The sequence below is a fragment of the Bacillus sp. EKM206B genome (genome assembly GCF_011066015.1).
Lineage (GTDB): Bacteria > Bacillota > Bacilli > Bacillales > Bacillaceae > Bacillus > Bacillus velezensis.
In genome coordinates this window covers 492,776-514,803 of sequence record NZ_JAAMNL010000001.1, presented here as the reverse complement: position 1 = coordinate 514,803, position 22,028 = coordinate 492,776, and the positions used below count along the sequence as shown (strand labels likewise).

Genomic DNA, 22,028 nt, shown 5'->3' with positions numbered 1-22,028 from the left:
GCTCGTTTTTTACCTTTTTCTAAGCGGCTCCAATATGCCTTTTTGGATCAGCAAGTGGAAAACGGACAGCACGACGGATGCCCAAATGGCGGTGCCGAACCCATCAATCTGAAAGCTGTCTCCCATCAAGGCTGCGGTCATCATTAACGTAATGGCGTTGATGACAAACAGAAAGAGGCCGAGGGTCACAACCGTGACAGGCAATGTCAATATGACGATGATCGGTTTGATCAGCACATTTAACACAGAAAGAATCACACTGGCGATGACAGCCGCTCCGATACTGCTGATATGGACGGAATCAAAATATCCCGCGATAACGATTAATAATAAAGCATTTACTAAAATGCTGACTGCCCATTTGATCATTTATTTCAAATCTCCTTCTAAAGGTACAACAAAACACCAGATAATATATACAATCGGCACGATTCCGCTCGTGACAAGCGCTAATACAACGGTGATAATGCGTAAAAGCGACGCATCCATATTGACGTACTCCGCCAAACCGCCGACGACGCCGGCGATTTTACGGTTTTTTTCTGAACGGTAAAGTCTTTTCATCCAATCACCTCTGAGTATGCTTGAGCTTAATGGCTCCTGTTAACGATTCTGAGAAAATCGAGAGATGCTGATCATGGCCTTGATTTGATGCCAGCATCAGTTCTTTTTGAATGGTATCATTCTTTTCCTTTAAAATTTCCGCATCAATCAGCTCATGGCTGAGAGAGCCGAGATTGCTTTTCAGCTCCGCTTTCACCGCCGAATCATCAGGCAGAGCGATATCCACGTTTCCCGTCGTCGTTTTCGTGTAGATGGAGCGGCAGTGCGGCGCTGTCACGGTAAGCATGATATTGCCGTTAAAGCTTTGAACGTCAATGGATTCACTCGATCCGCGCAAATCAATCAAGCCGTTGATCGTTTCCGCTTCAATCGCGCCGCATTGATGTCCGGCCAGCTTGATTTGTCCGTTAGCCGTTTCCGCCGACGCTTTATCAGCCGTCAAATGTGAGAATGACAGAACGCCGTTTGTCGTTTTCGCCGAGAATTCTTTTACATGTAAATGTTCCCCTCTGATCGGTCCGTTAAACAGCTTCACTCTTATCTTATCGTACTCTTTCTGGGGAACATAAAGCGTGACATTGGTTTTCATCGTTTTCTTTTCCGTGCGGACAAAAAACTTATTGCCCTTCACTTCACACTCAATGTGCTGAAGAAATGCGGTGCGCGCCGCCTCCTGACTGTCCGCCCGGTACACTTTCGCCTGGCACTCCGCTCTGATATCTTCATCCGCCCACGGCACGATATTGACGCTGCCGTTTGCGATCTGCATATCAATGGCCGAGAATTCACTGTCTTTAAATTGAAAAATATGCTGCACTTCGTGTGCGTGGCCGAAATTCAGATCAAGATCCGCTTCCTTCACTTTTTTGACTGCAGAATCAATCCAGTCGAACAGCTTCGCCCCGAGCGACGGCTTTTGGCTTCCTTTTGCCCCGCTTTCGAAATCTTCCGCAGGTTCCTGGACCTCCGCAGATAATGCGGTGATCTGCTCTTCTTTTTCTTTATATTCATGATCCAGTTTTTCAATGAGCGTCAGTGCTTCCTGCGCCGTCAGCATGCCGTCTTCCACAAGCTTTAAAATCCGTTCTTTCTCCTGTTTCATACAAAACTCCTCCCCCGACTTTTCTTACACCTGGCGTAACACCTTAATTCCCTGCACGATATTCCAAATGACCATTCCGATGAGGATCAGAAAATAAACAGCTGCTCCTGTTATCATAACAAAAACGGGCACCATACTCTCCCCCTGAGCCGTAATCAATCCGCCGACAACACCCGCGGTCACAATCAGCAATCCCGCAAACGGAATGATATGGGAAATCAGAGCTCGCATGGCATGCCGCTTCGTCTCTTTTTCATCGACGACAAAGTAAGCCACAATCGGAAGAATGAGCGGCGCGAGAAACACGCTGAAATAACAGATTGATGCGATAATCGCTTGATTTCGGTTCAATAAAAACACTCCCTGTGCCTTGATGTAAAAACCCTTCCTTATACATACGTATGACGAATGGGCGGGTTTCATTTTCATGCTAAGGACATGCTTCGTTATACGTAATTTTTGATTTCAGAGATTTCACTATAGAATCTTTTCCCCGAACCGATTACAATATGTAACAAAGCCTGACCGTATGCAAGGAGGACATACAAATGGAGAAAGATCCCGAAAACGCCCAAGTAACGGAAGAGAGTCTGCGAAATTTAATTCGCGAACAGAAAAGAATGAACAGCGAAATGCTGGCTGAATTGGAACAGATCAAAGCAGCCCCTCTTCCCATTTCCCATGATATCCAATATATAAAAGTGCTGCTGGACAGCAGCAGCACCCATATTCTGCAGGACTTAATGCATTTAAGCAAACAGCTTCCCCAACAGAAAAAAGCCTGTAACACAACAGCCCAAAACCGGTGAGTTTTGGGCTGTTTTTATTGATCTATTATGTGGCTGCCGTTTCTTTTTCGGCCAGCAATGTTTTCATCCGTTTTCTATCACGTTCCATTACCGGTTTCAGATAGCGGCCCGTATATGATTCTTTCACTTCGACAACTTCTTCAGGCGTCCCGGAGGCTACGATCGTGCCGCCGCCCGCTCCGCCTTCAGGTCCCAGGTCTACGATGTAGTCCGCCGTTTTAATGATGTCGAGATTGTGTTCAATGACCAAAACGGTATCACCGTTATCGACGAGTCTTTGAAGCACAACCAATAGCCTTGCGATATCATCAACGTGGAGGCCTGTCGTCGGTTCGTCCAGAATATACAGCGTCCGGCCTGTGGAACGCTTATGCAATTCGGAAGCAAGCTTGACGCGCTGCGCTTCTCCGCCTGACAGCGTCGTTGCCGGCTGACCGAGCGTCACATACCCGAGTCCGACATCGGCAAGCGTTTGAAGCTTGCGTTTGATTTTCGGGATATTTTCAAAGAAAGACAGAGCATCTTCCACCGTCATATCCAGAACGTCAGAAATGCTTTTTCCTTTGTATGTGACCTCCAGCGTCTCCCGGTTGTAACGTTTGCCGTGGCACACTTCACACGGGACGTACACGTCAGGAAGGAAATGCATCTCAATTTTGATGATGCCGTCGCCGCGGCAGGCCTCACAGCGCCCGCCTTTTACATTAAAACTGAACCGGCCTTTTTTATAGCCGCGCACCTTTGCTTCATTTGTCTGCGCGAATACATCGCGGATATCATCAAACACACCCGTATAAGTTGCCGGGTTTGATCTCGGTGTCCGGCCGATCGGCGCCTGGTCGATGTCGATCACCTTATCAAGGTGGTCAAGGCCTTTGATTTCTTTATGGCTTCCCGGTTTCGCTTTGGCTTTATGAAGCTTTTGCGCAAGCGCCTTATGCAGAATTTCATTCACAAGCGTGCTTTTTCCGGAACCGGACACACCTGTCACCGCCGTAAAAGTGCCGAGCGGGAATTTGGCGTTCGCTTTTTTCAGGTTGTTTTCTGAAGCACCTTTGATTTCAATGAACCGGCCGTCAGGCTTTCTTCTCTCCGGAGGCATCGGGATGAATTGAGCCCCTGACAAATAGCGTCCGGTCAGAGAGTCCGCATCATTCATCACTTCTTCTGGCGTCCCCGCCGATATGACGCGGCCGCCGTGAATGCCGGCGCCCGGACCGATATCTATCAAATAATCGGCAGCCATCATCGTATCCTCATCATGCTCCACGACAATCAGTGTGTTGCCGAGATCCCTCATGTTTTTCAACGCGCTGATCAGACGGTCATTGTCACGCTGGTGAAGGCCGATGGACGGCTCATCAAGAATGTACAGGACGCCTGACAAACGGGAGCCGATCTGCGTCGCAAGCCTGATGCGCTGGGCTTCTCCGCCTGACAGCGTGCCCGCCGCCCGGCTCAGCGTCAGATAATCAAGACCCACTTTATCTAAGAAGCTGAGCCGCTCCACAATCTCTCTTAAAATTAAATCGGCAATCTGCATATCTTTCTCCGACAGCGTCAGGTTTTTGAAAAATTCCAGCGCATCGCCGACGGAAAGCTCCGTAATGGTTCCGATATGACGCCCGTTGACCAAAACGGCAAGCGCTTCTTTCTTCAGCCGGTAGCCTTTGCACGTCGGGCACGACTTCTGTGACATGTACTGCTCCATCTGTTCACGGATATAATCGGAGCTTGTCTCTTTATACCGTCTCTCAATATTGCGCAGCACACCTTCGAATTCAATTTCATTTTCGCGCACTTGTCCGAAATCATTCTCGTATTTAAAGTAAATCCGTTCATTGCCGCTGCCGTACAGCACTTTATCAAGCTGATGCTTCGGCAGGTCTTTGACAGGAGTCTCCATATCAATGCCGTAATGGCGGCAGACCGCCTGAAGCAGCTGCGGATAATATTGTGAACTGATCGGCGTCCACGGCGCGATGGCGTGTTCCTTTAATGACAGCTCGGGATTGGGGATGACGAGCTCAGGGTCCACTTCCAGCTTCAAGCCGAGACCGTCGCAAGTCGGACAGGCGCCGAACGGGCTGTTAAACGAAAACAGCCGGGGTTCAAGCTCTCCGATAGAAAAACCGCACAGCGGACAGGCGTGATGCTCGCTGAACATCAGCTCCTCCTGACCGATGACATCTATCATGACACGGCCTTCCCCTAAGCGGAGCGCGGTTTCCAGCGAGTCGGAAAGCCGGGCGGCAACCCCTTCCTTGACAACGATCCGGTCAATGACTACTTCAATGGAATGCTTTTTGTTTTTTTCAAGTTCAATATCCTCGGAAAGCTCGGCCATTTCTCCGTCAATCCGCACTCTTACGTAACCTTGCTTTCTGATTTGGTCAAGCACTTTGACATGGGCGCCTTTTCTGCCTGAGATGATCGGCGCAAGCACTTGAAGCTTCGTCCGCTCCGGATATTCAAGAATCCGGTCAACCATCTGTTCAATCGTTTGCGACGTAATTTCAATGCCGTGCTCCGGGCAGTGCGGTTTCCCGACTCTCGCGTACAGCAGCCGGAGATAATCATAAATCTCCGTTACCGTTCCGACGGTTGACCGCGGATTGCGGCTTGTCGTTTTCTGGTCAATGCTGATCGCCGGAGAAAGCCCTTCGATCGCATCAACGTCCGGCTTATCCATCTGCCCTAAAAATTGGCGCGCATAGGCAGAAAGCGATTCAACATACCGCCTCTGTCCTTCCGCGTAAATGGTGTCAAAGGCAAGGGATGATTTTCCCGATCCGGACAGCCCCGTCACGACGACGAGCTGATCCCGCGGAATCGTTACATCAATGTTTTTTAAATTGTGCGCCCTTGCGCCTTTCACCTCGATCCGGTCAATTGCCATGTGTTCATCATCCTTCCGCTTTAAGCTCTAACAGTAAATCACGAAGCTCTGCCGCCCGCTCGAAATCAAGCGCTCTGGCCGCTTCTTTCATTTCGTGCTCCATTTGCTCAACGACTTTCTGGCGTTCTTTCTTCGTCATCTTCGCCAGTTTAGGCGCGGCTTTTGTTTTATATTCTTCTTTATCCTCAGCGGCCTGCGTCGCGCGGATCACATCGCGGATTTCCTTATTGATCGTTTGCGGCGTAATGCCGTGAATTTCGTTAAAGCGCTCCTGCTGTTCCCGGCGGCGCTTCGTTTCATTAATCGCGATTTCCATCGAATTCGTGATTTTATCGGCATACATGATGACGCGGCCTTCCGCGTTTCTGGCCGCCCGTCCGATCGTCTGAATCAGCGAACGTTCAGAACGGAGGAAGCCTTCTTTATCCGCATCGAGAATGGCGACAAGTGACACTTCCGGAATATCAAGCCCTTCCCTCAGCAGGTTGATGCCGATTAACACATCATGTTTTCCGAGGCGGAGGTCACGGATGATTTCAATCCGTTCAAGCGTCTTAATCTCGGAATGCAGATAATTGACCTTGATGCCGATTTCCTTGAGATAATCGGTCAGATCCTCTGACATTTTTTTCGTTAAAGTCGTCACGAGAACGCGTTCATTCCGTTCTATCCTCGCCTGAATCTCGCCGATCAGATCATCAATCTGTCCTTCGATCGGCCGGACGTCAATAAGGGGATCGAGGAGTCCCGTCGGTCTGATGATCTGCTCGATCATTTCCGGCGTATGCTCAATTTCATACGGTCCCGGAGTCGCCGACACGTACACGATATTGTGCATGTGTTTCTCAAATTCCTCGAATCGGAGCGGACGGTTGTCAAGCGCTGACGGCAGGCGGAACCCGTGATCGACAAGCACCTGTTTTCTCGCCTGGTCACCGTTGAACATGCCGCGCACCTGCGGAATCGTCACATGTGATTCATCAACGACAATCATAAAATCGTCCGGGAAATAATCAAGCAGCGTATACGGCGTAGAGCCCGGCGGACGGAGTGTCAAATGTCTTGAATAGTTCTCGATCCCTGAGCAAAAACCCATTTCCCGCATCATTTCAAGATCATATCTCGTCCGCTGCTCAAGCCGCTGCGCTTCAAGGAGCTTGCCGTTTTCGTGCATGACTTTCAAGCGCTCCTCAAGCTCCTGTTCAATATTCAGAATCGCTTTTTCCATCTTTTCCGCCCGGGTGACGAAGTGGGAAGCCGGGAAAATCGCGACATGGTCACGGTCGCCGAGAATTTCTCCGGTCAAAGCGTCGACCTCTCTGATCCGCTCAATTTCATCTCCGAAAAATTCCACTCTGATACAATGTTCGTCACGGGAAGCCGGGAAGATTTCCACAACGTCTCCGCGCACGCGGAACGTCCCGCGCTGAAAGTCGATATCATTGCGGGCATACTGGATATCCACAAGCTTTCTCAGCAGCTCGTTCCGCTCAATCTCCATTTCCGGTCTGAGCGACACGACCATTTCCCGGTATTCTTCAGGCGAACCGAGACCGTATATGCATGACACACTCGCAATAATAATGACATCTCTCCGTTCAAACAGAGAGGATGTCGCGGAGTGTCTCAGTTTATCAATTTCATCATTAATGCTTGCGTCTTTCTCTATAAAAGTATCCGTTTGAGGCACGTATGCCTCCGGCTGATAGTAATCGTAATAGCTGACAAAATATTCGACAGCGTTGTTCGGGAAAAACTCCTTAAACTCGCTGTACAGCTGTCCGGCAAGGGTTTTGTTATGGGCAATGACCAGTGTCGGTTTATTCACTTCTTTAATCAGATTGGACACGGTAAAGGTTTTGCCCGTCCCTGTCGCACCCAGGAGAGTCTGGTGTTTTCTGCCTTCCTGTATGCCTTTGACAAGCTTCTCAATCGCTTGCGGCTGATCTCCCTGGGGCTGATATTTCGAGACTAACTCAAAACGATCTTTCACAAAAAAGCCTCCGTTTCTTTACGAAATCTTCCTATTGATATAGTAACACAATGACGGGCAAAATCACTAAAAATACGAACTAAAGTTCGATGGTTTATTTTTACCAAGTCAATTTTTGTATAAAAAACCTGCTTTTATGGCGTAAAAGCAGGCATTCTATTTCATATTCACCATGTCAGGCATTGTCTTTCTTTTTGTCTGCTTCTTTTTTGGCCATGTACAGCCCTCCGGCCACCAGCGATACGACATCCAATCCAACGATAAAATACGTTTCGGTGTAACCCTTTAAATAGGATGCGAAAAGCAGTGCTGCTGTGAGAGCGATCGCCACATAGTGGTTAAACGTGACGCGCGTAAAAAGGACGACCAGCATAAAAGGGAAACATAATGCAAAAACGGCTTTTGTAATCACAAAAACCCTCCTCGGGAATTCTTCATCTCATCTGATTATAGTAAAAAATGAAGAATCGGACAATCGTTCCCCTGCTATCACAATACCCTTTTTCAGCAGTCTTCAATCATCTGTCAAAAAAAATGTGAATATAAATCCATTGAACCATTAACCAGATGAATCGAATTACCTTTCTTCAGCCGAAAGGATGAGAAGGTTTAGGTCTTTGTATCTTTGACAGTTTCTTCCTCCCTCTTTACAATGTAATGATAGTGTTTACTATCATTTTTCTTGGATGAAGAAAAAAAGGGGGTCATACCGCATGTATTCAGTGCGATTTCAAAAAGCGGAAGAATCGAGCCGCTCTGCAGGAGCAAAAGGAATGAACCTGATTAAACTGACGAAAAACGGGCTGCCCGTTCCCGGCGGTTTCATCATTCAGACGAATGCCCTGACACGTTTTATGGAAGACAACGGGCTTCAAGCAGATCAGGAACAGATGGAGCGCGCCATTATGAACGGCACGTTTTCAAAAGAGCTTCGGGAGGAACTGACCGCGTCGTTTTATGAATTGAGAGAATCATACGCCTCTGTCGCCGTACGCTCCTCCTCCGCGTCCGAAGATCTTGAAGGGGCTTCTTTCGCGGGCCAGTACGAAACCTATTTAAATATCAAAACAGAAGAAGAGTTTCTCGGAAAAGTGAAAGAATGCTGGGCTTCCTTCTTCTCGGCGCGGGTCAGCGGTTATAAAGAGAAAATGAACAATGACACCGCAGAACCGTTAATGGGCGTTGTCGTGCAAGGGCTTATCAATTCCGAGGTTTCAGGGGTCATTTTCAGCCGCAACCCCGTCACGCACGATGACGGAGAGCTGATGATCAGCGCGAGCTACGGTCTCGGAGAAGCAATCGTCTCCGGCAGCGTGACGCCCGACACATTTATCGTCAATAAAGATACATTTCAGATTGAAAAAGAAATCGGCTTAAAAGAAATGTATATCGTTTCTAAAGACGAAGGCGTGACGGAAAAAGAGACGTCCGCTGACATGAGAAGCCGCTTCTGCCTTGATGACGAGAGCGTCAAAGAGCTTGCCATGCTGACGATAAAGACGGAAGAACTGTACGGTTATCCCGTGGATCTTGAATTCGGATTTGCCGAAAATAAGCTGTATCTGCTTCAGGCCAGGCCGATTACAACGATCGTGCAGGATCAGAAAGCGGCAGACGAAGAACGGGAATTTATCATGACGCCCCGGGATCAGAAAGATTTTTGGCTCAATATGGAGGCCAATATAGAAGGCCCCGTCAGCCCGTTATTCGCCTCACTCATTGTGCCGGCTTTGGAATACGGCCTCAAAGAGAGCACGAAGGCATTCCCTGTAATGGGCATCGAAATCGAGCGTGTCAAACTTCATCAGGGCCGTGTTTTTTCCAGACAGCATAAGACGGACGACAAGCTGCCTGCAGAACAGTTAGAAGCGCTTTTCCCCGTCTTGGCTGACCGCATGTACGATATTATTCAGGAAACCTTTCTGCCTTTTTATCAAAAGCTGGACGAACTGGCGCATACAGACCATACGCCGGAGACTGCCCTTGATGCGTTCCGAAACCTGCAAGACTTCTATTTAAAAGGATACGCAGAACATTTCAATATTATCTTTCCGCAGGTTGCGTTAAACATGATGCTGGAATCTATGTACGGACAGGTTGAGAAAGAAAACACCTCCCTTCTGTACGAAATGCTGGCTGGCGTCATGAATAAGTCATTGGAGACCGACAGACAGCTCTGGCTGCTTTCCGGACAAGTAAAAGACAGCCCTGAGCTGCGGCGCGTTTTTACGGTTTCTCATGCCGATGAGCTGCATCAGACGCTTCTGCAATCAAATGAGGGAAAACGCTTTCTCGAACAAGTCGGTGAATTTTTACAGGAATACGGCTGGAGATCTGTGAAAAGTCATGATCTGATTGAAGAAACTTGGGCGGAAAACCCTTATTTCGCTTTGGCCAACATTCAGAACTATGTCCGGAACGGATACGATTTTGACAGTGAGTTTCATAAAACGATAGAAAAACGAAAACAGCTCTACGCCGACTTTATGGATAGAATTGAAGATGACGGCTTCCGGGAGACGTTTGACCGCTATTATCAGTGGACATTGTCTTCATCCGTCATCAAAGATGATCACCATTTTTATATTGATGCGATGCTGGACGCCAAAGCGCGCCTTTGCCTTCTGAAAATCGGCGAGCTGCTTCAAAAACAAGGCGTAATCGATGATCGGGAGGATATGTGGTACTTATACAGCGATGAAGTCGAGAAAGCGCTCGTGTCGCCGGTTCCGATGCAGGAAAAAGCCGCTGAACGAAAACAGCTCTTCCAGCAATATCAATTGCTTGAAGCCCCCGCTTATCTCGGGACTCCGACTTCGGAACAGCTGAAAACGGCTGAACAGATTACCGGCTCCATCACAGAAGATGAAAAAAACACTGAACATCAAATTTACGGACTTGCGGCGTCAAGCGGAATCGCAAGCGGCCCGGTGAAAGTCATTCGTGACGCAAGTGAATTTTCCTGTTTTTCAACAGGAGACGTGCTTGTCTGCAAAATGACGACACCGCTGTGGACCAGTCTGTTCCAGGATGCAAAGGCCGTCATTACGGACACGGGCGGCATCCTGTCACATGCGGCGATCATCGCGAGGGAATACGGGCTCCCGGCCGTTCTCGGCACACGTGCCGCGACTGACAGGCTCAACGACGGAGATATCGTCACGGTGGACGGGACAAACGGCAAGATTACGATTGTCAAACGCGCTTCATGCTAGGTTTCCCTCTTTATTGACGGGCAGGGCGGGTGTATACTTGTCCTGCCAGTATTTACGCGAGGTGAAACATGTTGAGAACGACGAACAAGAGAATTATTGACGCCGCGATGAATCTGATCATCCAAAAAGGATACCGCGCAGCGACAACAAAAGAAATCGCAGAAAAAGCAAAAGTAAGCGAAGCAACGATTTTCCGTAATTTTAAAAACAAACAAGGATTAATGAAAGCCATGATTGAACAGCAGACGCCGGTTCCGGAAAGCATGATCACCAAGGCGGAAGGCGATCTGTATGAGGATCTTCTTCATTTCGCCGCGACCCTTCTGCAGCAATTGGAACAAAAAAAAGAAGTATTCCGCATCTGCCTGCGCGAACCGGAACTATTCGAAGACGTCCTGCAGGATATTGTCGTATATCCGCAATCCGTGAAAAAGCATTTAATCGTTTACTTTAAGGAGCTGACAAAGAAAAATATGATAACCCCCGGCAGCGAAGAAGCTAATGCAGACGTCTTTATGACGATGATTTTCGGTTATTTTATACACCGGCTGCAGCTGGGGAAAAGAGTCATCACTCTCTCTGAGGAAACGATGCTGAAACACAGCACTGAGATTTTCATGAAAGGCATTACCGGCCGGTCATTTTCCGGCTCCAAGGAGGATGAAGGATGGGTTCAAAGAAAGAATGGGCGCTGATCGTTTCGCTTTTGCTGGGAGCCATACTCGTTCCCATCAATTCTACGATGATCGCAGTCGCCCTTTCATCCATTTCCCGCTCATTCAGCGAATCAATTGCCAGCATCACATGGGTAGTGACCGTGTATTTAATCGTGATGGCCGTGACACAGCCCATTGCCGGCAAACTCGGTGATATGTACGGAAACAAAAAAATGTATTTATGGGGCGTCGGCCTTTTTCTCATCGCATCATTGGGGTGCGCCCTCTCGCCAAGTCTTTTCTTATTGATTTTCTTCCGGGCGCTTCAGGCTGCCGGCGGCGCTTTGCTTACGCCAAACAGCATCGCCATCATCCGCCATGTCGTGTCGGAAAAACGGCTTCCGAAAGTATTCGGCTTTTTCGGCCTCGGTGCCGGGCTGGGCGCGGCTCTCGGTCCGTTTATCGGCTCTCTTTTAATTGAGAGCTTCAGCTGGCATTCGATCTTTTGGGTCAACATTCCGTTTCTTGCAATCGCACTCGTGACGGCATTAGTGATGTTTCCTAAATATAAAGAAGAAACGTCTGACGCTCCGCTTGATATCATCGGGTCCGTTTTGCTTGCCGGAAGCATTGTATCTATTATTCTTCTGACGAAAAATGAAAGCTCTTTGGGCTATTGGGTGTACGCACTGCTCATTCTCGTATTTGTTCCGCTATTTTTCAGGCGGGAGCTGCGCACGAAACATCCGATTATTGATTTTGACCTGTTTAAAAACACGACCTTTACGAGCGCCAATCTGTCGGTTCTGTTAAGCAATTTAATGATGTACGCCGTGTTATTGATTATGCCGCTCTTTATGACCGGCCACTTCAGCATGAATACGTCACACAGCGGCATGGCGCTGTCAGTCTTTTCTGTTTTCATGTCCGCCAGCAACTGGGGCGGAGCTCAGCTGCATCAGAAATGGGGCGCGCGAAGAATGATTTTTCTGTCCTTCGGGCTGATGGCCGTAGCCAATCTCTTATTTTTGCTTTTGGTTTATTCCCATTCCGTTCCGTTTCTTATGGCATCGCTTATTGTCGGAGGCATCGCGTCAGGTGCGGGGCTGACGAGCATGCAGGTATCTTCTCTTGCGACGGTAGAACCGGGCATGTCCGGCATCGCATCCGGGATTTTCTCCACCTTCCGTTATTTCGGAAGCATTATTTCTTCAGCGCTGATCGGTTTAATCTCCGGGTTTCATATTCTGTTTATCATATTGATCGGAGTTTCTGTGATCGGCTTGTTCGTATCGCTTGGTATCAAGTCCGGGGAAACCGTTCAGACGAAAAAAAGCCATTCGGCATAACGAAAAAGGTTCCGTAAGCATCTGCTTTCCGGAACCTTTTCTAGTTTTCCTTCTTCATTTTCTCTCTCAAAGTGTCACCGCAATGCCGTTTGCTCTATGAGAATCTTTTGATTTACAAGAGAAAAGGTGAATGTAAATGGCTGAGAGTTCCGATCAAGTTCGGCGCTGACATCGTAATCCGGCCGTAAAAAAAGCCCGGCCGCTGTGTTGTTAGCGGCACCAGGCTTTTTATATGTGATTTTTCATAATTAATAAAACTGAAAGCTTATTATTTCCAATGTTTTTTCTTAATTTTTTTCATAATTCTCCTTACTAAAACCTACCTAAAACAATTATTGAATATTACTTTTATAATTAAGCAAAATTAAGTAACAATCATTGAAGGATTCTCAGACTGATAAAATTTATTTTAAATATAATATTTCAAAACACATTGATCCTCCTTCTAAAGTTGAGTCGCGTCACTTTAGTAGAATCATACCGTGGCTTCCCTTGTCAAAAGGCACAGTTCTTTTTTACACCACTACTTGAGACTTTAACGTTTCTCTCATTTGAATTAATTCAAAATAGAATTAATGGGGGAGATTACCCCCGTATTTCCAGGCGATCCAGGTGGGTGGCCTGGTAAATATTTTGAGTCTCTGTATCTTTAACAATAGTATTTACAATATCATTAGGATACCGATTCAAAAAAAAATGTTCTCCTTTAAACTTATGAAATTTCACGTTTCCTTCAACAACTTCACTCCATTTATGCATTTCATTGATATGAGTCGAAAAATCGCTATCCGCATAAAAAACGCTTACTCCACAACTTATTTTTTCTGCTTTGGGCTGAAACTTATAATTGTCCAAAATTATAAAATCTGCTCGCAAAATCGGAAGAAACATATCCATAATCTCTTTTGTATAAAACTCCTCTGGTATTCCCCCATATTGTTCCACCTTTGTCAAGAAAGTTTCATTAGTCATATTTTCAATGTCTTCTCTCTTTTCAAAAATATGTGGAGCATCTCGCCCAGAAAAAAACAGATGCCTTGGTTCCTTAGTTCCCATTTGCTTAAGTTTATAATATATCTCATAAGTCAATAAGGCTCCCATGCTGTGTCCAAATATAACATATTCATCGTCATATTCTAATTGTTCACTTATTCTTTTGGCGATATCTTCACTTGCTTCACCAACAGACTGGTAACAAGGCTCTGTGAATCGAGTTCCTCTTCCAGCCAATTCACATATACACAATTCATATCTATCCGGCAGTAGTTTTTTCCATTCATAATATGCATTTACCGACGCTCCAGCATATGGAATAGGAAATACTTTTATTTTATTTATTTCACTCACTCCTATGTTCAACTTGAGCCCACTATCATTACTATATAAACCTATAAGTATTCAAAATACATTTAATTGTACTTCTCTATCTCTCGCTGCTCTGCCAGCAACAAATTCACCATATCACTATAGCTATTCAAACCGTCTGTCTGATTATTTGCCTTCAGATATACATCATTTACATTTCTTGAAATACTTGAAATAACACCCTCATACTTATCCCGGTACTGCTCATTTTGTTCTATATCATGCTGCACCGCCTTGGACAGACTGGACATTATATCAGACGCCTGATCTGGATCCACTTTCTTTAGCTCAGATATAGAATAATCAAATGCTAGAAAAAAACCACTGTAAAGTATCATTGGATCATCCTGCTGCTTACATGCCAGATATGCTATAAAATTTGCCTCATCCTCATGCATGAAACCACTCTGATGTGCCAATTCATGTGCCATAGTAGCAGGCACCAAGAAAACGGGCACATTAACATTGATATTGGATTCATAAGTAAAAGGGACAAAAATACCATGTATCCCTGCATGCGACATTAGTTTTGACATCACCACTGGTTTTGGTGTTGAATACGAATGCTCCAAAACAGGATATTTCTTTGATAACATTTGCATCGAGAACACTGCGTGTTGTGCATAATAATCAAAAACCTCTGGTACTTGAGCCAAAAGATCAGTGTCCGCTAACTTTTCCCTTGCCAATTCCATTTCAACGGCAAGCGACTTACTCAATTTGACCAGTTCCTCCTTGCTGTAGTTCTCTTCTTTATATTCGGTATAAGACAAAAAAGAATATCTGTAATAGTTTATTCCACCCAAAATAGTATAACAAAAATATATCACGCTACAGATCGTAACGATTCCTAGAGCACCACGATAAACTACCATCCTACGTGCACCTTTACTCATGATAACCTTGCGCACATAATAAACGATATAAAATAGAAAAAGTAACACAACCAACACGACGAGCCATTCACTAACAGAAAACGTGACCCAAGAAGGTACAAGTCCTACTGTTTTTGACAATAACGGATATACAGACCTACTGTATTTCTCCGCCCAATCCTGATGGTTCTGCGCGTATTTTGTCAGTATGTAAGCTATAACTCCAAGTGAAATCAACGGTAATCTCTTAAGTAAAAACTTTTTTATAATGTACTCCCCCTATCCAACATAACCATTATAATCAGTTATTCTTAATATATATCCTGCTAAAGATTCATCTTCTAAAGGTTTTGGAGTTAGCAATAACCTTTCCAATAAGCCATACCTCTCCTTCATTTATTTTTTTATTATTTCAAAATAAAACAGCTAAGAAAATATAATTTTCTTAGCTGTTTTATTTTGAAATCTAGTTTAGGAGTTCTTGAAACTATTCCGAATAATTATGAAAAATCACATTATAATGCTGTCATTTCTTCGTGCTCGTGTTCATCCTGCACGAATAAAATACCTAATTCATGGTGTTCGCCTTCATAGGACGCGCGCTGATCAAACCGGATCTCACCGTTCAGGCCGATGATCTCCATTTTTACAAATGCGCGGTTTTTTTGAAGTGCTTCATAAAAATCCGACACATGCTTCACGGGGATGCCGTTTACTTTCGTAATAATCTCACCGATCTTCAGCTCAAGATCGTCCGCAGGTGTATTCGGAATGATGCCGAGCACCATTAAGCCCTGATCCCGCTTAGAGAAATAAAACGGAGCCGCGTTATCGTTCAGCCGCTGTCTTAATGATAAAAACAGGCGTCCGAGCACCGCAATACAAGCGGCAGCTCCGGCAAGCGGAGTCCACCAAAGGGCCGCTGCCCCGAATGCGGTCACGATAACCCCGAGAATCATGACACGTTTCGCCGTTATCCTTATGCTGACTTCCGGAAGTGACCCCTGCACACGCTGTCCGAAGCCGGCGATATAAGGAATCCAGATCAAATGGAAAGAGCCGCCCGGCACGGTAAAGACAGGCCACCAAGAAAGGTGTGACTCAAGCCCGCTGCCCGGCACCAATAAGAAAAGCGGAAGCAGCCATGCGCGATTCGCCAATTGTCGGCCGATGGGCAGTCCTCTGCTGCTGACGACAAGCGCCGGAGATGTTTTCAGATGCGCTGAACGGCAGGCAGCCGCTCCCTCCGTGATAATCAAAAGGCCCATAAACACGGCCGCCGATGCCCAATTCACGCCGAATGCCTGCGGAAACCGATCCGCAAACGGCACTGTGTGGGTATACTGAAGGAGAAACGCAATGAACATGCCGGCGCTGACAATATAAGCTGATGACAGCCAATTCATACGGAACGTCAGCGAAGCCAAAGCCGTCACGGCCGCGATTATGCCGAGAAGACCGAATGGAATCGAAATTCCCAGTCCAAAAAATAATATGGAGAGAAGAATACCCGGTATAAGTCCTTTTATGTATGTAAAGATAAGCTCGTCATACATATCCGCGATTTTTGTATGAAACGTATGGCGTTCACGTTTGATCCGCAAATATCCGCATGCGAGACTTATGATGATAAAAAACCAGAACATCGGGTGCAAAAAAAACAGACCGATACTTTTCAGAAGTTCAATTCCCCATTGAACAGACACTGCTTTCACCGCCTCAAGCCAAACATTTTAATTCTATTCTACCAAATAATCATTGGCTTGAATATCTCAAACGTCTATCTCTCTTCCGTCATCCACAGCGTTACATTTGAGAGAGAGAAATCTTTCAGATAGTGGTCAACCTCCACCTCGATCACGCCGCTGATCAGAAGCATGGACCGCTTAATATCCGTCAGATTGATTCCTAAACGTTTATGGTTTTTCATTAAGTAAGTGAAATAATGCTTCGCACACTCTTCATTGATTTCGTGAACGCATTCAACATTTGTGTAATTGACCAGGTATCTGCTGAACAGCATAAGAAGACTTAGTGCTTTTGTTGATGAAAATGTGACGTCTTTTGTTCTGTCTTTTAGTTGTTCCACTAATTCATAATATTTTTTTTCACGCACAATACTTGCCCTCTTCAATTGTGAACCCCCATTTTTTTATCCAGATAAGCACGGGTGATTACAGCTGCCGTGCTGAAGCGCCGCAAACACTTCTGCTTTCGATACTGAAATGCAGCTGCCAAACTAAAACTGTTCTCTATTAGAACCTTCTTTTATTGTAAGAACTAAAACTGACTGAGGCAACTTTCAAAAGTTTCATTTTGAATACATATTAACTCGGCATAAAGTCTCTCTTCTCTATAAATATCGGGTAATGTTTGTCCTTTATAAATGTTTAAATGTGAAAATTTTTTTAATATCTTGTCAAAACCGACATAATTATATGTCTTTTAGTTCATTTTTAGGGCATGACAAAAGAAACAGGAGACGAAAAAAACGCCTCCTTTTCATTTATTTTACAAATAATGATTTTAACGCCATTTGCAGCTGTAAATCATTTTTTTCGTCAGATTTCTTTTCATTCATCAGCTGATTCATTTTTTCCGCTGTCTTTTTATCAATGACCGCTGTTTTATCAAGCTTGTACCGGTCTTGAAACGCCAGAACGGCTTTTTTCATTGTTTTGCTGAAATAGCCGTCTGCTCTGCCCGGGTCGAAGCCTAGGCCTTTCAGCAGGATTTGGGCGTGTTTGACATCCGCGCTGTTCATATCAGGCTGAAGCGGCTGTTTCAGCTGAAGCGGTCCCGCCGCAAAATAATCCGGCTGGCTCACAGCAATTGTCGGAGCAATGCCTTTTTTGTGGATCCAATTGCCTTTCGGTGTCAGCCATTTGTAAAGCGTCAATTTAATGTTGCTCCCGTCTCCCATAGGCACGGCCTGCTGAACCGTTCCTTTACCGAAAGAAGTGTCACCGACAACGTCATAATGTCCCGCTTCTTTTAACGCACCCGCAAGAATTTCTGAAGCGGAGGCGCTTCCTTTATCCGTGATGACATTGACGGGATACGGCTTCTTATGTTTTAAGGTTGAGAAATATTGTTTTTTATCGCCGTTACGCTCCGCAATTTGGATATACGGCATGTCTTTTGTGATGAAATGCTTTAAAATTTGTTCGACGCTTTGAAGGTAGCCGCCGGGATTCCCTCTTACATCAAGGACGAGACCGTCAATCCCTTGTTTTTCAAGCTTTTTCAGCGCCGCGGCGAAGTCCTGGGCGGTATGCTCGGAAAATGTCGATATTCCGATGTAGCCGACATGATGACCGCCTGATTCTTTGCGGGAAGCAAATACGGTTTCAAGCGGGATTTCCGCTCTTTTAATCCGGAATGACAGCTGTTTATCAGTACCCGGACGCTGTATTTTAATAGAAACCTTCGATCCTTTTTTTCCTCTGATTTTCAGCACGGCTTCGTTTAAACCTTTCCCGTTCATTGACTCACCGTTTATGCTGATGATTTCATCATTCGGCTTGAGTCCCGCTTTTTCCGCCGGAGATTGCTTAAACGGTGATACGATAATGATTTTATTGTCCTCCATACCGACTTCAGCGCCGATCCCTTCGAAAGAAGAATCAAGAGAATCGGAAAACTGCTTAGCGGTCTGCTTGTCCATATAAACGGAATAAGGGTCGTTTAATGTAGACAGCATCCCCTGAATCGCTCCTTCAAGAAGCTTTTCTTTATCTACATTTTCCACATATTCGTTCGAGATCAGCTCATATGCTTTTTCGATTTTTTCCATTGCCCGGCTTCTTTCTGCGTCTGTTGAATTCGGCTGTGCCGCCCCGGCAATATGAGCTCCGCCGCACATGATGCTGACGGCCGCTATCACTGCGATCATTTTCTGCTTCATCGTTTACCTCCTCTTAGTCCTTTTACGAAAACCTGGAGATAGTATGTGTAAATTGCAAAGAATTCATGTAACGGCAACAAAAAAATGAAAACGCGAGATTGTTACATATATATGGGTAACGTATAATATTTTGTATGCAATTCATTAAATATACAGGAGAATGCGATATGAAAATAAAATTATCGATTTTATCCGCGGCGGTTCTGGCCGCAGGCATTACCGCCTTTGTCTGGCCAAAAACAGAGGCCAATGAAAAAACGCAGACGGACGCCTTGTATGTTTCTCCCGCAGGCAGTGACCAAAATGAAGGAACGAAAGAAAAGCCGTTCCGCACATTAAAACATGCGGCTGAAAAGGCAGAGGCCGGGACAACCGTATTGATTCGGGAAGGGACGTACGATGAAACGTTTGAAGTAAAGCACAGCGGCACGGCCGAAAAGCCGATTACATTTCGGAACTATCAGAATGAGCATGTCTCAATCAGCGGCAAATCTGCGCCAAAAAGCGATTCTGAAACTCCGTTAATTCAAATCCGCAATAAACAGTACATTACCATTCACGGCGTTACGCTTGAGAACCTCTCCGTATCATCAGAAGATGCGACTGCCATGGGGATCTGCGTCACCGGATCAAGCAGTCATATCAACATTGACGGCAACCATATCCGAAACATTAAAACTACGGCTGATGAGGGAAATGCACACGGCATCGCGTTTTACGGCACAGGCGCCATGAAGGATGTCAGCATCACAAATAATACGGTTGAAAAACTGACGCTCGGCGCAAGCGAAGCGGTCGTGCTGAACGGGGATGTTGACGGATTTAAGATTGCCGGCAATACCATTCGGGACAATAACAATATCGGGATTGACGTGATCGGATACGAAGGAACGTCCAAGCAAAACGACTATGCGCGAAACGGCGTCATTGAAAACAATACGGTGAGCCATAACTCTTCTTACGGAAATCCCGCTTACGGAGATGAATATTCAGCGGGCGGTATTTACGTTGACGGCGCAGAACATGTGGACATTAAGAAGAACACCGTTTACAACAATGACCTCGGCATTGAAGCCACTTCCGAACATAGAGGGAAATACGCACGAGATATCCGGATTACGGATAACAAGGTGTACGGCAATGCTTACACCGGTATTTCAATCGGAGGCTATGACACGAAACGCGGCGGCACCATCAATTCGGTGATCGCTCATAACATTATGTATCGAAATGACACGAAGGACCTTGACGGCGGCCAGCTGCTGCTGCAGTACGGCACAAAAGGGAACACGATCGAAAAAAACATCATGGCGGCAAGCGGTTCACGGATTTTTATCGCAAATGATTATACGAAAAACGAAGGCAATACTGTTAATCATAACGTCTATCACAAAGAAGCCGGAAAAGACGGCATTTGGAATTGGAAGAACAGAGAATACGACTCATTCTCTGCTTACCGAAAAGGAACGGCAAACGATTCGGATTCCATTTATGCGAACCCGATGTACCGTGACGAATCGTCTTATGACTTTACATTAAAGCCCGGATCACCGGCCCTGCCCGTCATTCAGTAACGAAACCATTAAAAAAAGCCAGTCTATATCAGACTGGCTTTTGTATTTATACACGAAGGAATTTCCGGATGGAAGTCAGACTTCCCCATACTCCGATAACCGCGCCGATCAGAATGAGCACAAGTGATACTTGGAACACAAACGGGCTGTACGGCAGAAGTGAAACAAATGAGCCCTGAACTTTCGGGGCCACCCAAGCGACCATCGACTGGTACGTACTCAGCACGAGAGCGATCGGTATGATAGAACCGAATACCCCCAGCAGCAGCCCTTCCAGGAAGAACGGCCAGCGGATAAACCAGTTTGTCGCGCCGACAAGCTTCATGATTTCAATCTCTTTTCTTCTGGCGAAAATCGTGATTTTAATCGTATTTGAAATTAAGAACATCGCCGTGAACAGAAGGCCGATGATTAACGCAATCCCGATGTTGCGTGACACCCCGACGATCTTAAACAGACGGCTGACTTCTTCTTTCCCGTATGTCACTTTATACACATGATCCAGCTTCTCAATTTTTTTCGCGACTTTCGGCGTATCATGCGGATCTGTCGTTTTGACGATAAACGCGTTGTTCAGCGGGTTTTCCTGATCTTGCATTTTCATGGCCTTTCCGCTGTCGCCGAAGCTTTTGACCAATTGATCAAGCTCTTTATCTTTAGATGAAAACTCTACGCTTTGGATTCCCGAGATGTCTTTAATCTCATTCTGCAGCGTATCCTGCGTTTTCTTATTGGACGTCAGATCGATTAATACTTTAATTTCCACTTCTTTTTCAGCATTTTTAGCCATGTTGTTTAAATTCAGCATAATGACTAAAAACACGCCGACCAAAATCAATGTAACGGTAACGGCGCTGATGGATGCAAATGTCATCCATGTGTTTCTTCCGAGAGATTTAAAACTCTCACGCAAATGGCGCCCGAGAATTTTAATCATAAGAACCATACTCCCCTCTTGACTCATCACGCACAATAATTCCGTCTTCGATCGCGATGACCCGTTTCTTCATGGTGTTTACTATTTCTTTATTGTGTGTCGCCATCACGACGGTCGTTCCGCGGTTATTAATCTCTTCCAGCGTCTTCATGACTTCCCATGATGTTACCGGATCAAGGTTGCCCGTCGGTTCGTCAGCTATCACGACGTCAGGATTGTTGACGATAGATCTTGCGATGGAAACACGCTGCTGTTCTCCTCCGGAAAGCTGGTCGGGAAACTGCCGCGCTTTATGCTTCAGCTGCACAAGATCGAGCACTTCGAGCACGCGTTTTTTAATGACTGACTGCTGCTCTCCGATAACCTCAAGCGCGAACGCGACGTTTTCAAATACCGTCAGTTTCGGAAGAAGTTTGAAATCTTGGAAAACAACACCTATTTTACGCCGTACGAAAGGAATCTCTTTTTCTTTTACAGACGCGAGATCTTTATGATTAATCAATATTTGTCCTTTTGTCGGTTTTTCTTCTCTGTAAATCATTTTAATAAAAGTAGATTTACCGGCTCCGCTCGGTCCCACGACATATACAAATTCTCCGGGATGAATCATGACTGACAGCCCGTTAATCGCTTTTACACCGTTCGGATAGGATTTATATACTTCTTTCATCTCTATCATGAAATCACCTAATCTTTTAATTATGTCTTGCAGCCATAGAGTTCGTAAAAATACTGCGGTTTATGGCCGATTTACCAGGAAACAGATGAAAAATCTGAAAGTTC

General features: G+C 45.7%; 19 protein-coding genes. 5 read left to right on the top strand and 14 right to left on the bottom strand.

Annotated elements, in window-relative coordinates; all coding sequences use genetic code 11:
• Nucleotides 1-9: 9 nt before the first annotated feature.
• From G9F50_RS02570 to G9F50_RS02555, 4 genes are read right to left on the bottom strand one after another with little or no spacing between them, the layout of a single operon-like run.
• Nucleotides 10-369, bottom strand: coding sequence for a phage holin family protein (locus G9F50_RS02570; protein WP_007407446.1), 360 nt, complete (start codon nt 367-369; stop codon nt 10-12).
• Nucleotides 370-564: a PspC domain-containing protein gene (locus G9F50_RS02565; protein WP_007407447.1), complete on the bottom strand. Its 195-nt coding sequence runs from the start codon at nt 562-564 to the stop codon at nt 370-372.
• Nucleotides 565-568: 4 nt separating this feature from the next.
• Nucleotides 569-1,666 (bottom strand): DUF4097 family beta strand repeat-containing protein, encoded by a 1,098-nt coding sequence (locus G9F50_RS02560; RefSeq protein WP_007614045.1) that lies wholly within the window; start codon nt 1,664-1,666, stop codon nt 569-571.
• 24 nt (nt 1,667-1,690) lie between these two features.
• Nucleotides 1,691-2,017 carry a hypothetical protein gene (locus G9F50_RS02555; RefSeq protein ID WP_003151444.1) on the bottom strand — a complete coding sequence of 109 codons (327 nt, stop codon included), beginning with the start codon at nt 2,015-2,017 and terminating at the stop codon, nt 1,691-1,693.
• A 197-nt stretch (nt 2,018-2,214) separates the two neighbouring features.
• Here G9F50_RS02555 and G9F50_RS02550 point away from each other — a divergent pair, with 197 nt between their 5' ends.
• Nucleotides 2,215-2,475, top strand: a complete 261-nt coding sequence (locus G9F50_RS02550; protein ID WP_012118557.1) for a hypothetical protein — start codon at nt 2,215-2,217, stop codon at nt 2,473-2,475.
• A gap of 25 nt (nt 2,476-2,500) precedes the next feature.
• On the opposite strand, the gene uvrA is transcribed toward G9F50_RS02550, so the two are convergent.
• The 3 genes from uvrA to G9F50_RS02535 all read right to left on the bottom strand — a co-directional run bounded on the left by uvrA (nt 2,501) and on the right by G9F50_RS02535 (nt 7,779).
• A complete protein-coding gene (gene uvrA, locus G9F50_RS02545; RefSeq protein WP_060562501.1) occupies nt 2,501-5,374 on the bottom strand; it encodes an excinuclease ABC subunit UvrA in 2,874 nt (957 codons plus the stop codon).
• Nucleotides 5,375-5,381: 7 nt separating this feature from the next.
• Nucleotides 5,382-7,367, bottom strand: a complete 1,986-nt coding sequence (uvrB, locus tag G9F50_RS02540) for an excinuclease ABC subunit UvrB (protein ID WP_003151439.1) — start codon at nt 7,365-7,367, stop codon at nt 5,382-5,384.
• Nucleotides 7,368-7,542: 175 nt separating this feature from the next.
• A complete protein-coding gene (locus tag G9F50_RS02535) occupies nt 7,543-7,779 on the bottom strand; it encodes a CsbA family protein (protein ID WP_003151438.1) in 237 nt (78 codons plus the stop codon).
• 301 nt (nt 7,780-8,080) lie between these two features.
• Between G9F50_RS02535 and G9F50_RS02530 the strand changes: the two genes are divergently transcribed.
• The 3 genes from G9F50_RS02530 (at nt 8,081) to G9F50_RS02520 (ending at nt 12,587) form a co-directional block, all read left to right on the top strand.
• A complete protein-coding gene (locus G9F50_RS02530) occupies nt 8,081-10,582 on the top strand; it encodes a PEP/pyruvate-binding domain-containing protein (protein ID WP_060562500.1) in 2,502 nt (833 codons plus the stop codon).
• 71 nt (nt 10,583-10,653) lie between these two features.
• Nucleotides 10,654-11,277, top strand: coding sequence for a TetR/AcrR family transcriptional regulator (locus tag G9F50_RS02525; RefSeq protein ID WP_060562499.1), 624 nt, complete (start codon nt 10,654-10,656; stop codon nt 11,275-11,277).
• Complete coding sequence (locus tag G9F50_RS02520; RefSeq protein WP_007407455.1) at nt 11,250-12,587, top strand: MFS transporter; 1,338 nt, start codon at nt 11,250-11,252, stop codon at nt 12,585-12,587. Before G9F50_RS02525 ends, G9F50_RS02520 begins: the two co-directional genes overlap by 28 nt.
• A gap of 585 nt (nt 12,588-13,172) precedes the next feature.
• Here the strand turns inward: G9F50_RS02520 and G9F50_RS02515 are convergent.
• The 5 genes from G9F50_RS02515 to ctpB all read right to left on the bottom strand — a co-directional run bounded on the left by G9F50_RS02515 (nt 13,173) and on the right by ctpB (nt 18,692).
• The gene (locus G9F50_RS02515) at nt 13,173-13,946 is read right to left on the bottom strand and encodes a thioesterase II family protein (protein ID WP_042635520.1); all 774 of its coding nucleotides are present in this window, start codon (nt 13,944-13,946) and stop codon (nt 13,173-13,175) included.
• A gap of 50 nt (nt 13,947-13,996) precedes the next feature.
• On the bottom strand, nt 13,997-15,064 hold the full coding sequence (locus G9F50_RS02510; RefSeq protein ID WP_060562498.1) for a DUF3810 domain-containing protein: 1,068 nt from the start codon (nt 15,062-15,064) through the stop codon (nt 13,997-13,999).
• A gap of 278 nt (nt 15,065-15,342) precedes the next feature.
• Nucleotides 15,343-16,533 carry a cell division topological determinant MinJ gene (gene minJ / locus G9F50_RS02505; RefSeq protein ID WP_007407459.1) on the bottom strand — a complete coding sequence of 397 codons (1,191 nt, stop codon included), beginning with the start codon at nt 16,531-16,533 and terminating at the stop codon, nt 15,343-15,345.
• A 74-nt stretch (nt 16,534-16,607) separates the two neighbouring features.
• Nucleotides 16,608-16,961: a swarming motility protein SwrAA gene (swrA, locus tag G9F50_RS02500; RefSeq protein WP_014305920.1), complete on the bottom strand. Its 354-nt coding sequence runs from the start codon at nt 16,959-16,961 to the stop codon at nt 16,608-16,610.
• A gap of 372 nt (nt 16,962-17,333) precedes the next feature.
• The gene (gene ctpB / locus G9F50_RS02495; RefSeq protein WP_373271682.1) at nt 17,334-18,692 is read right to left on the bottom strand and encodes a carboxy-terminal processing protease CtpB; all 1,359 of its coding nucleotides are present in this window, start codon (nt 18,690-18,692) and stop codon (nt 17,334-17,336) included.
• A gap of 209 nt (nt 18,693-18,901) precedes the next feature.
• Here ctpB and G9F50_RS02490 point away from each other — a divergent pair, with 209 nt between their 5' ends.
• Complete coding sequence (locus tag G9F50_RS02490; protein ID WP_060562497.1) at nt 18,902-20,308, top strand: right-handed parallel beta-helix repeat-containing protein; 1,407 nt, start codon at nt 18,902-18,904, stop codon at nt 20,306-20,308.
• Between the two features lie 46 nt (nt 20,309-20,354).
• Here G9F50_RS02490 and ftsX read toward each other — a convergent pair whose 3' ends face one another.
• Both ftsX and ftsE read right to left on the bottom strand, forming a co-directional pair.
• Complete coding sequence (gene ftsX, locus G9F50_RS02485; protein WP_007407464.1) at nt 20,355-21,245, bottom strand: permease-like cell division protein FtsX; 891 nt, start codon at nt 21,243-21,245, stop codon at nt 20,355-20,357.
• On the bottom strand, nt 21,238-21,924 hold the full coding sequence (ftsE, locus tag G9F50_RS02480) for a cell division ATP-binding protein FtsE (protein ID WP_007407465.1): 687 nt from the start codon (nt 21,922-21,924) through the stop codon (nt 21,238-21,240). Before ftsE ends, ftsX begins: the two co-directional genes overlap by 8 nt.
• Nucleotides 21,925-22,028: the final 104 nt, after the last annotated feature.

Bases quoted from the DNA above. Each gene is read 5' to 3' on its own strand.
- G9F50_RS02570 (WP_007407446.1), bottom strand. From the start codon at position 369: ATGATCAAATGGGCAGTCAGCATTTTAGTAAATGCTTTATTATTAATC.
- G9F50_RS02565 (WP_007407447.1), bottom strand. From the start codon at position 564: ATGAAAAGACTTTACCGTTCAGAAAAAAACCGTAAAATCGCCGGCGTC.
- G9F50_RS02560 (WP_007614045.1), bottom strand. From the start codon at position 1,666: ATGAAACAGGAGAAAGAACGGATTTTAAAGCTTGTGGAAGACGGCATG.
- G9F50_RS02550 (WP_012118557.1), top strand. From the start codon at position 2,215: ATGGAGAAAGATCCCGAAAACGCCCAAGTAACGGAAGAGAGTCTGCGA.
- uvrA (WP_060562501.1), bottom strand. From the start codon at position 5,374: ATGGCAATTGACCGGATCGAGGTGAAAGGCGCAAGGGCGCACAATTTA.
- G9F50_RS02530 (WP_060562500.1), top strand. From the start codon at position 8,081: ATGTATTCAGTGCGATTTCAAAAAGCGGAAGAATCGAGCCGCTCTGCA.
- G9F50_RS02520 (WP_007407455.1), top strand. From the start codon at position 11,250: ATGGGTTCAAAGAAAGAATGGGCGCTGATCGTTTCGCTTTTGCTGGGA.
- ctpB (WP_373271682.1), bottom strand. From the start codon at position 18,692: ATGTGCGGCGGAGCTCATATTGCCGGGGCGGCACAGCCGAATTCAACA.
- G9F50_RS02490 (WP_060562497.1), top strand. From the start codon at position 18,902: ATGAAAATAAAATTATCGATTTTATCCGCGGCGGTTCTGGCCGCAGGC.
- ftsX (WP_007407464.1), bottom strand. From the start codon at position 21,245: ATGATTAAAATTCTCGGGCGCCATTTGCGTGAGAGTTTTAAATCTCTC.
- ftsE (WP_007407465.1), bottom strand. From the start codon at position 21,924: ATGATAGAGATGAAAGAAGTATATAAATCCTATCCGAACGGTGTAAAA.